The following is a 7,955-nucleotide window of genomic DNA, read 5'->3' as shown; positions in this document are numbered from 1 at the left end:
GCCCGGAGGGCGGGCCGGGCGGCGTCTGGGGCGTGCTCTCGGCGTGCCGGGCGGAAGCCCTCGTGCTGGTTGTACGTGGGTTTTCGCCCGGTGCGGCGAGAGTGCGTGCCAGGCGTCGCCCGGCAGGCGGGACTTTCGCAACACGCCCTAGCCCCTTCTCGCGAACGTTCCGCACCCGTGCCGCGTCCAAGGACCGGAAGCAGCGAGCGGGACAGGGGTGGGGGATGCGCGGAAGACTCGCGGTGGCGACGGTACTGGTCGCGTCGGCGGCGGTGGCATGCGGCACCCAGAGGGCCCAGGACCCGGTCGTCGCGGGCAGCGCGCCCGCGGCGCCCTACGGCGGCCCGTTGTCCGCCCCCGCCGCCCGGGCCCTGGAGTGCGACGCGGAGGTCTACTCGCGCGCCGGTAGCGACCCGTGGAGCCGGGGTGACGGAGGCTCGACCCCCGAGGAGGGGCTCCGGGCGTACTTCGACATCCAGCAGCCGGACGTGCCCCGGCACGGCTACCGCGTCGAGCGCGGGGAGGCGGACCGCGTCCTGTACTCCTTCGACGTGGACGGCAGGACCAAGGTCGCCGTCATCGTGGCCAAGGACCGCAGGAACAGGCCGGGTTGGGGTCCGGAGAGCAGCGCCTCCTGCGATCCGGCCGAACTCCCGGCGAGCTTCACCGACACACAGCCGTACGAGATCTGGACCGACACCCACAACAGGCGGGTGCCGGTCGCCCGGGTGACCGGCAACGCCGGCCCGGAGCACTGCGACTGGCAGAAGGCGCACCTGCTGTCACTGGGCGCGGGGGGCGGGAAGGGCAGGCTGTACGCGCGCGATCCCGACGGGGTGCTGCCCGAGGGCTCCCTCCTCGCCCCGTACGACGGTGACGCCCGGATGCCGGCCGACGCCCACGACACCGGATACCGCTACGGGGACTGGCGGTTGTGGCTCACCGAGGACACCTCGAAGGCCTACGTCCGCACGTCCCACGGTGTGGAGGCCTGGCCGCGGGTGAGGGACGGCTTCGGCTGCAAGTGAACCGCCCGTCACCGGCTCGCGTGCAGGGCGACCAGCAACTGCCAGACGTCGTCGGCGATATGGGCCGCGTCGCCGGCCAGCAGCCCGTGCAGCCAGTCGGCCAGCACCCCGGCGAAGGTGGCCGCGACCGCCGACGCCACCAGCGGGGCGTCCGCCGCGCCCGCGCGTTGACGCTCCCGCAGGCTGTAGGCCCGCAGGTCCCGGTGCAGCACCCGGCCGAGCGGTCCGCCGCCGCCCGGGGTGAGCAGCTCCCGGTACAGGCCCGCGTGCGGGGCGAGCGAGGCGAAGAACTCGCCGAGCGCCGGCGGCGCGTGCACCGGGTCCGGCCGCCCCGTCCAGGAGTGCAGCGCCTCGACCGCCTCCCGGACGACATCCGCGCACGCGTCGACCGCCAGCGACTCCAGGCCGTCGTAGTGGACGTAGAACGTGGCCCGTCCGACGCCCGCCCGCCGCACCAGCGCCGCCACGCCCACCTCCGCGAGCGGCCGCTCGGCGCACTCCGCGAGCAGCGCCTCGCGCAGCCGCGCCCGGGTACGCGCGGCCCTGGGGTCCTGGGGCGCGGGGCGGGTCACTGTGCGATCAGGACGGCGGCCAGGGCGAGCGCGCCGGGCAGGGCCTGGGCGAAGAGGATGCGGCGGTTGGCGGTGGCGGCGCCGTAGACGCCCGCGACCACGACACAGGAGAGGAAGAACACCTGGGCACGGTAGCCCGTCGGGTCGGCCGCGATCAGCCCCCAGACCAGACCGGCGGCCAGGAACCCGTTGTAGAGCCCCTGGTTGGCGGCCATCGGAGCGGTCGCCCGCGCCATCTCCCGGTCGAACCCGTGCAGCGCCTTCCCGGGCTTCTTCTGCCACAGGAACATCTCCATCACGAGGATGTACACGTGCAGCGCGGCCACCAGGCCGACCAGAACGTTCGCGACCGCTTCCATGCCGAGCTCCCTCTCATAGACAGGTGTCCACTATAACTGGACAGCTGTCCATGAAATACCAGCGGGTCGCGGCCGTCAGCCGGGCCGTCCGGCCGTCCGGCGCAACTCCAGTGCGTGCAGGGCGAGTTGCATCTCGAACTGGGCCACCGGATCGTGCAGCCGGCGGCCGAACAGCTCGTCCAGCTGCCGCATCCGGTAGCGCACGGTCTGCGGGTGCACGGCCAGCCGTACGGCGACCTCGCTCGCGTTGTGCCCGCACTGCAGCCAGCTCAGAAGGGTCTCCGCGAGGCGCTCGCGCTGGGGCGGGCGCACCTGCTCCAGCGGGCGCAGCCGGTGCTCGGCGAGTGCGTCGATCAGGGCGTCGTCGCGCAGGAGCAGCAGGGTGGCCAGGTGGTCCTGGCAGCGCACCATCCCGGTGTTCGGCAGGACGCCCCGCCGGACCAGCTCCAGTGCCTCGGTCGCCCAGCGCAGCGAACGCGCGCCCTCCGGCAGGGCGACCGTCGGCCCCATCGCGGCCCGCAGCCCGTGCAGCGCACCCGCCACCGCGCGCGCCCGGCCGGGGCCCTCGGGGTCGGGCACGACCAGCACGGCCGGGCGGACGTCGAAGCGGGCCAGGAACTCCGGGGCCACGATCGGCTGCGCGCCGGGCTGTGCGCGATGGTCCACCGCGACCACCGCCAGCGCCCTCGGCACCGGCCAGCGCGCGCTGTGCGCCAGCTCCGCTATCGCCTCCGCCGAGGCGGGCGGGTCCGCGGTGAGCAGGTCGATCAGCCGGGAACGCCGCTGCTGCAGCTCTCCGGCCTCGTGCAGCCGCGCCTCCGTGTAGCCCGCGGTCGTCGCGGCCGCCATCTCGTCCAGATGGAGGAACAGCGCCTCACCGAACGCGGCGAGGACGTTGCGGGGCAGCAGATCCGCGTCCACGAGCGCGTTGACCCGCCGCCATGTCACCCGCGCCCCCAGCCGCAGCGCCTGCTGGAACGAGTCGAGGCTGCGCCCCTCCTCCGCCTCCCCGCGCCCGATGCGCCGATACGTCGCCTTCACCGGCTCCCAGTCCGTGTCCGGCTGCGCCATCCGCTCCAGAAACCCCCGCAGGGCGTGGTCCACGCCCCGGTGCACGCCCTGCATGTAGGTGTCGTCGGCGGGGCGGGCGTATTCGGGGATCCCGGTCCTGATCGCCCGTACGACCTCCTCGGTGATGTCGGCGAAGAAGGGACGGAGGTGGTTGTGCAGGTCCGGCGGCAACGCGTTGAACGGACCGTCCCCGTCGTCGTGCGTCACAACGGCTCGCTTCGGCACGTCGGTGACCATACCCGTCAGTAATTCATCAAAGATTGTCACCAGCGGACAGGCGTAGGTATCGGAGTTGTCGCGGATTGACAAGGCGTCAGTCCTGGCGGAGAGTGACGGAACCCTCACTTCCGTCCAGTGGACGAGGTTGATCCTTTCGGGTTCAAACCCGATAAGCTCCCGTTCGGCGCTGCGAGTTGACGCGATCGCGTTCCGTCATCTCGTGGTGTGCACTGATCAGTGCGGAACCCCCTTGCACACCCCCCTTGTTCGTTCGTGTCGCTACGAAGGATGCAGATGGAACTCGCCACTCCGCCGCCGGCGGCGCGGGCCCCTGTCGCCTGGTACAGCTGGTGGTTGATGCCGCTGGCCTTAGGAGGCGGAACGGTTGCCGCCACGTTCATGAGCTCCGAGCGAATAGCCGCCGGGGTCGCGGGCGCCGCCGCGACCGCCGCCAGCGCCGTCTGTGTACGGCTGCTGGTCCGCACCCGGGCCCAGTTGGGCCGGTCGGAGAGCTCCTTCCGCTCCGCGCAGGCCGAGCACTCCCAGCAGTGGCAGCAGCATGTGGCGGGCCTGGAACGGAAGTTCACCGCCGACCGCGGCTCCCTGGAGGCCCAGCTCGCCGAGCAGTCCGGCCTGTACGAGGCCAGGCTCGCCGAGCAGAGCGCGACCTACGAGGCCCAACTGGTCGAGCAGGCACGGGCGTTCGAGGAGCGCCTCACCGAGCAGGTCAGCTCGTACGAGGTCCGGCTGACCGACCAGACCGAGGTGCTGCGCGACCAGCTCGCCCACCAGCAGGCCGCCGTCGCGCGGCTCGCCGACGAGCAGCTGCCCGAGGCGCTGAAGCAGCTGCGCGCCGGTGACGCCATCGACGACCTGCTGCCCGAGGCCAACCAGTGCGCCAAGGTCAGCGCCGACCTCCAGGCCGAACTGCGCAAGGTGCTCAGGACCGCGCTGATCGGCGTGGAGGAGGAGTTCAACCGCTCGACCTCCGCGGAACAGGCCGTCATCAGTATCGGCAACCGTATCCACGTGCTGACCAGCAAGCTCCGCGGCCGGCTGCACGAGATGCAGGGCGAGCACGGCCGGCTGCCGGCCGTGGCGCGGGGGCTCATGGAGCTGGACCAGGAGCTCGGCCCCGCCGACTCGCTGGCCGCGAGCATCGGCGTGCTCGGCGGCTCGGACCGGCCGGGACGGCAGTGGCAGGAACCGCAGCGGCTGCTCAGCGTGGTGCGCGGCGGCGTCGGCCGGATCAAGGACTTCCACCGCGTCGAGATCCGTCATCTGCCCGAACTCGGCGTCGACGGCGGTCTGGTGGACCACCTCACGCTGATCTTCGCGCACCTGCTGGACAACGCGGCCCGCTACTCGCCGCCCAGCGAGCCCGTGCTCGTCTCAGGCAAGGAGGTGCCCAACGGCGTCGGGATCGAGATCCAGGACTCCGGCAAGGGCCTGAGCGAGGAGAAGAAGCGCGAGGCCGAGAACGCGCTGACCGGCGCCGTGGCCGGACCGGGCATCGGCGGCATCTCCGAGGACGCCAGCATCGGTCTGCGCGTCGTCGGCGCCCTCGCCCGCCGCTACGGCATCCGCGTCACCTTCGCGGACTCGCCCTGGCTCGGCACCTCGGTGGTCGTGGTGGTCCCGCACAAGTACTTCAGCCCGCTGCCCGCCGCCGCCCCGGCCGTCGCCGCGACCCCGGTGGCGCAGTCCACCGAGACCGCACCGGTGCGCACGGCGCCCGCCGTCGAACGGGCCGCCGAGCCCCAGGAGGCCGTGGACACCACGCCCGGCGGGCTGCCACGGCGCCGCAGCAGGCGCCACGAGACGCCGCGGCACGAGCCTGCCGAACGCCCGGAGCGGACCGAGGAGTCGAGCGTCGTCGCCGTCCCGCCGGACGAGTCGTTCGCCGGTCTGGCCGCCTTCGCCACGGCCGGCCGGGAGGCCGGCGAGGAGTCCACCGAGGAGGAGACCGCACCCGCCGGACGCGGATCCACCGAGCACCACACTGAAGAGAGCGACTAGTCCCATGACGCAACAGGGAACCGACGTGAGCTGGGCGCTCCGCGATCTGGTGGAGTCCATCCCGGAGATCCTCTTCGCCCTTGTGGCCTCCAGCGACGGCAAGGCCATCACCTCCTTCGGCGCCGAAGACCCCGACGACGTCGACCGGTTCGCGGCCGTGGTGGCCGGTCTCCAGGCGCTGGCCCAGCCGGTCGCCGAGCAGTTCCCCAAGTACGCGGGGCAGCTCAGACTGGCGATGATCGAGGTCGACGGCGGCCACCTCTTCGTCGTCCGCGCGGGTGTGGAGACCTATCTCGGAGTGCTCGCCCGGGAGGGCCTCGACCAGGGCCTGCTCGGGCATCAGATGAGGGATCTGGCCCGCAGGATGGGTGAGCTCCTGGGCACCACTCCGCGGCTGGAGGAGCACTCTGGATGAGTGCTCCACGCCGGCCCACGGACCCGTCCGGTCTCGAGCGCTACTACGTCCTCACGGGGGGACGCAGCGGACCGGGCGGTTCGGCGTCGAGTCTCGACGTGGCGACCCTCATCGTCTCCCTGACCGCCCCCGTACCGGGCATGCAGCACGAGCACGAGGACATCCTCCGGCGCTGCCGCGATCCGCTGTCGGTGGCCGAACTCGGCGCCCACCTCGGATTGCCCTTCAACATTCTCGCGGTGCTGCTGGCGGATCTGCTCGAGGCAGGCCGCGTCGAAGCCCGTGACCCCATCCCGGCGCACGACGCCGGTCGCGGGCCCGACCTCGCGCTCCTTGAGGAGGTACTCAGTGGACTTGAACGGCTTTGACCACCCCGGCCGCCCCGGCGGGGGCGGCACCCGCTCGGTGAAGGTGATGATCGCCGGCGGCTTCGGCACCGGGAAGACCACCATGGTCCGCTCGGTCAGCGACATCAAGCCGCTGACCACCGAGGAGACGCTCACCCAGGCAAGCGCCGACGTCGACCACCTCATCGGCGTCGCCGACAAGACGGAGACCACCGTCAGCCTGGACTTCGGCAAGATCAGCCTCAACGACAGCCTGATGCTCTACCTCTTCGGCACGCCCGGCCAGGAGCGCTTCTGGTTCCTGTGGAACGGCCTGTTCAAGGGGGCCCTGGGCGCGGTCGTCCTGGTGGACACCCGGCGTCTTGCCTCCAGCTTCCGCGCCATCGAGGAGATGGAGCGGCAGAACGTCCCCTTCGTCGTCGCGCTGAACGTCTTCCCCGACTCCGAGGACTACCCGGTCGAGGAGATCCGCGACGCCCTCGACATCCCCGAGAACATTCCGGTCGTGGCCTGCGACGCCCGCGACCGGGCCTCCAGCCGGGATGTGCTCGTCGCGCTGATACGGCACTTGCAGGATCGCTCCCCCGTCGCACTGGAGCCCCGATGAACGACCAGACGTTAAACGGTCCCGACGCGCCCCGCGGGTGCCCCGTCGCGCACGGCGGGGCGGAACTCACGCGGTTGTACGGCCCGGACGCGGCCACCGACCCGCAGGCCATCTACGAGCGGCTGCGCAAGGAGCACGGCTCCGTCGCACCGGTGCTGCTGGAGGGCGACGTCCCGGCCTGGCTGGTGCTCGGCTACCGGGACAGCCGGCGAGTGCTCGACAACCCCAGCCAGTTCCCCCGGGACGCGCGGACCTGGCGGGACTGGCAGGAGGGGCGGATCGCGGAGACCTCCGCGCTGATTCCCATGCTCGCCTGGCGTCCTGACTGCGTGTCCCAGGACGGCGAGCCGCACCGCAGGCTGCGCGGCGCCGTCAACGACGTGCTGCAGGCCGCCGTCGCCCGCGGGATCCGGCGCCACGCCACGCACTTCGCCAACAAGCAGATCGACGGGTTCGCGGCCGACGGCCGCGCCGATCTGGTGTCGGACTACGCCGACTATGTGCCGATGCTGGTGATGAGCCGTGTGCTGGGGCTCGCCGAGACGCAGGGGCGCCGACTGGTCGAGGCCTGCTCGGGGGTGCTCAAGGGCGGTATGGAAGCCCTGGTGCACGACGGCGTGATCAGGGAGATCCTTCGTGAGCTCGTCGGGCGCAGACAGTCCGAACCCGGCTCCGACCTCGCCAGCGACCTGCTGGGGCATCACGCGGCTCTCGACCACGACGAGGTCGTCGACCATCTGCGCATGGTGATGATCGCGGCGGCCGTCACGACCAACCTGCTGGCCCGGGTGCTGCGGCTGGTCCTGACCGACGCCGCCCGGCTGTCCGGGCTGATCGGCGGGCAGCTGAACATCTCGGCGGTGATGGAGGAGGCCATGTGGAACTCTCCGCCGCTGACCGTCCTGCCGGGGCGCTTCGCCGCCGGGGACATCGAACTGGGCGGCCACCGCATCGAGGGGGGCGATCTGCTCGTCCTCGGTCTCGCCCCGGGCAACTTCGACCCCGAGGTCCGGCCCGACCCGCGTGTCTCGGTGGAGGGCAACCAGGCCCACCTGGCCTTCGGTTCGGGGCCGCACGAGTGCCCCGGGCAGGGCATGGGGCAGTCCATGATCGAGATAGCGGTGGACGTCCTGCTGCACCGGCTGCCGGGCCTGCGGCTGGCCGTGGAGGCGGACGAACTCTCGTCGACGTCCTCCACCTGGGAGTCCCGGCTGGACAGTCTGCCGGTCGAGTTCCCGGTGTGAGCGCGCTGCTGCCCGGCCGGAGACCGGCCTGCCAGCAGAGGAAGGTACGGCTGCCGGGTTTCATGGGCGTGCCA

The 7,955-nt window shown here is 72.1% G+C and carries 9 protein-coding genes; 6 read left to right on the top strand and 3 right to left on the bottom strand.

The window, feature by feature from the left end:
- Positions 1 to 224: 224 nt before the first annotated feature.
- Positions 225 to 1,028: a hypothetical protein gene (locus tag ABZT17_RS44460; protein WP_356357892.1), complete on the top strand. Its 804-nt coding sequence runs from the start codon at positions 225 to 227 to the stop codon at positions 1,026 to 1,028.
- A gap of 8 nt (positions 1,029 to 1,036) precedes the next feature.
- Here ABZT17_RS44460 and ABZT17_RS44455 read toward each other — a convergent pair whose 3' ends face one another.
- The 3 genes from ABZT17_RS44455 to ABZT17_RS44445 all read right to left on the bottom strand — a co-directional run bounded on the left by ABZT17_RS44455 (position 1,037) and on the right by ABZT17_RS44445 (position 3,255).
- The gene (locus ABZT17_RS44455; protein ID WP_356357891.1) at positions 1,037 to 1,600 is read right to left on the bottom strand and encodes a TetR/AcrR family transcriptional regulator; all 564 of its coding nucleotides are present in this window, start codon (positions 1,598 to 1,600) and stop codon (positions 1,037 to 1,039) included.
- Positions 1,597 to 1,959, bottom strand: a complete 363-nt coding sequence (locus ABZT17_RS44450; protein ID WP_356357890.1) for a DUF1304 domain-containing protein — start codon at positions 1,957 to 1,959, stop codon at positions 1,597 to 1,599. The genes ABZT17_RS44455 and ABZT17_RS44450 overlap by 4 nt, the downstream gene beginning before the upstream one ends.
- A gap of 75 nt (positions 1,960 to 2,034) precedes the next feature.
- Positions 2,035 to 3,255, bottom strand: coding sequence for a helix-turn-helix domain-containing protein (locus ABZT17_RS44445; protein WP_356357889.1), 1,221 nt, complete (start codon positions 3,253 to 3,255; stop codon positions 2,035 to 2,037).
- 288 nt (positions 3,256 to 3,543) lie between these two features.
- On the opposite strand from ABZT17_RS44445, the gene ABZT17_RS44440 reads away from it, so the two are divergent.
- From ABZT17_RS44440 to ABZT17_RS44420, 5 genes are read left to right on the top strand one after another with little or no spacing between them, the layout of a single operon-like run.
- Entirely contained in the window at positions 3,544 to 5,268 is a 1,725-nt protein-coding gene (locus ABZT17_RS44440; RefSeq protein WP_356357888.1) for an ATP-binding protein, read from the top strand.
- Positions 5,269 to 5,272: 4 nt separating this feature from the next.
- Entirely contained in the window at positions 5,273 to 5,683 is a 411-nt protein-coding gene (locus ABZT17_RS44435; protein WP_356357887.1) for a roadblock/LC7 domain-containing protein, read from the top strand.
- Complete coding sequence (locus ABZT17_RS44430; RefSeq protein WP_356357886.1) at positions 5,680 to 6,051, top strand: DUF742 domain-containing protein; 372 nt, start codon at positions 5,680 to 5,682, stop codon at positions 6,049 to 6,051. Before ABZT17_RS44435 ends, ABZT17_RS44430 begins: the two co-directional genes overlap by 4 nt.
- Positions 6,032 to 6,637, top strand: coding sequence for an ATP/GTP-binding protein (locus ABZT17_RS44425; protein ID WP_356357885.1), 606 nt, complete (start codon positions 6,032 to 6,034; stop codon positions 6,635 to 6,637). The genes ABZT17_RS44430 and ABZT17_RS44425 overlap by 20 nt, the downstream gene beginning before the upstream one ends.
- Positions 6,634 to 7,881 (top strand): cytochrome P450, encoded by a 1,248-nt coding sequence (locus tag ABZT17_RS44420; protein ID WP_356357884.1) that lies wholly within the window; start codon positions 6,634 to 6,636, stop codon positions 7,879 to 7,881. The genes ABZT17_RS44425 and ABZT17_RS44420 overlap by 4 nt, the downstream gene beginning before the upstream one ends.
- The last annotated feature ends 74 nt before the right edge of the window (positions 7,882 to 7,955 follow it).

Source organism: Streptomyces sp. NPDC005648 (genome assembly GCF_040605395.1).
GTDB lineage: Bacteria > Actinomycetota > Actinomycetes > Streptomycetales > Streptomycetaceae > Streptomyces.
Note: the sequence above shows the minus strand (reverse complement) of the source record. Positions and strands in the feature narration are given on the sequence as shown.

Coding starts and splice junctions, on each gene's coding strand:
- ABZT17_RS44460 (WP_356357892.1), top strand. CDS start 225: ATGCGCGGAAGACTCGCGGTGGCGACGGTACTGGTCGCGTCGGCGGCG.
- ABZT17_RS44430 (WP_356357886.1), top strand. CDS start 5,680: ATGAGTGCTCCACGCCGGCCCACGGACCCGTCCGGTCTCGAGCGCTAC.
- ABZT17_RS44420 (WP_356357884.1), top strand. CDS start 6,634: ATGAACGACCAGACGTTAAACGGTCCCGACGCGCCCCGCGGGTGCCCC.
- ABZT17_RS44440 (WP_356357888.1), top strand. CDS start 3,544: ATGGAACTCGCCACTCCGCCGCCGGCGGCGCGGGCCCCTGTCGCCTGG.
- ABZT17_RS44435 (WP_356357887.1), top strand. CDS start 5,273: ATGACGCAACAGGGAACCGACGTGAGCTGGGCGCTCCGCGATCTGGTG.
- ABZT17_RS44450 (WP_356357890.1), bottom strand. CDS start 1,959: ATGGAAGCGGTCGCGAACGTTCTGGTCGGCCTGGTGGCCGCGCTGCAC.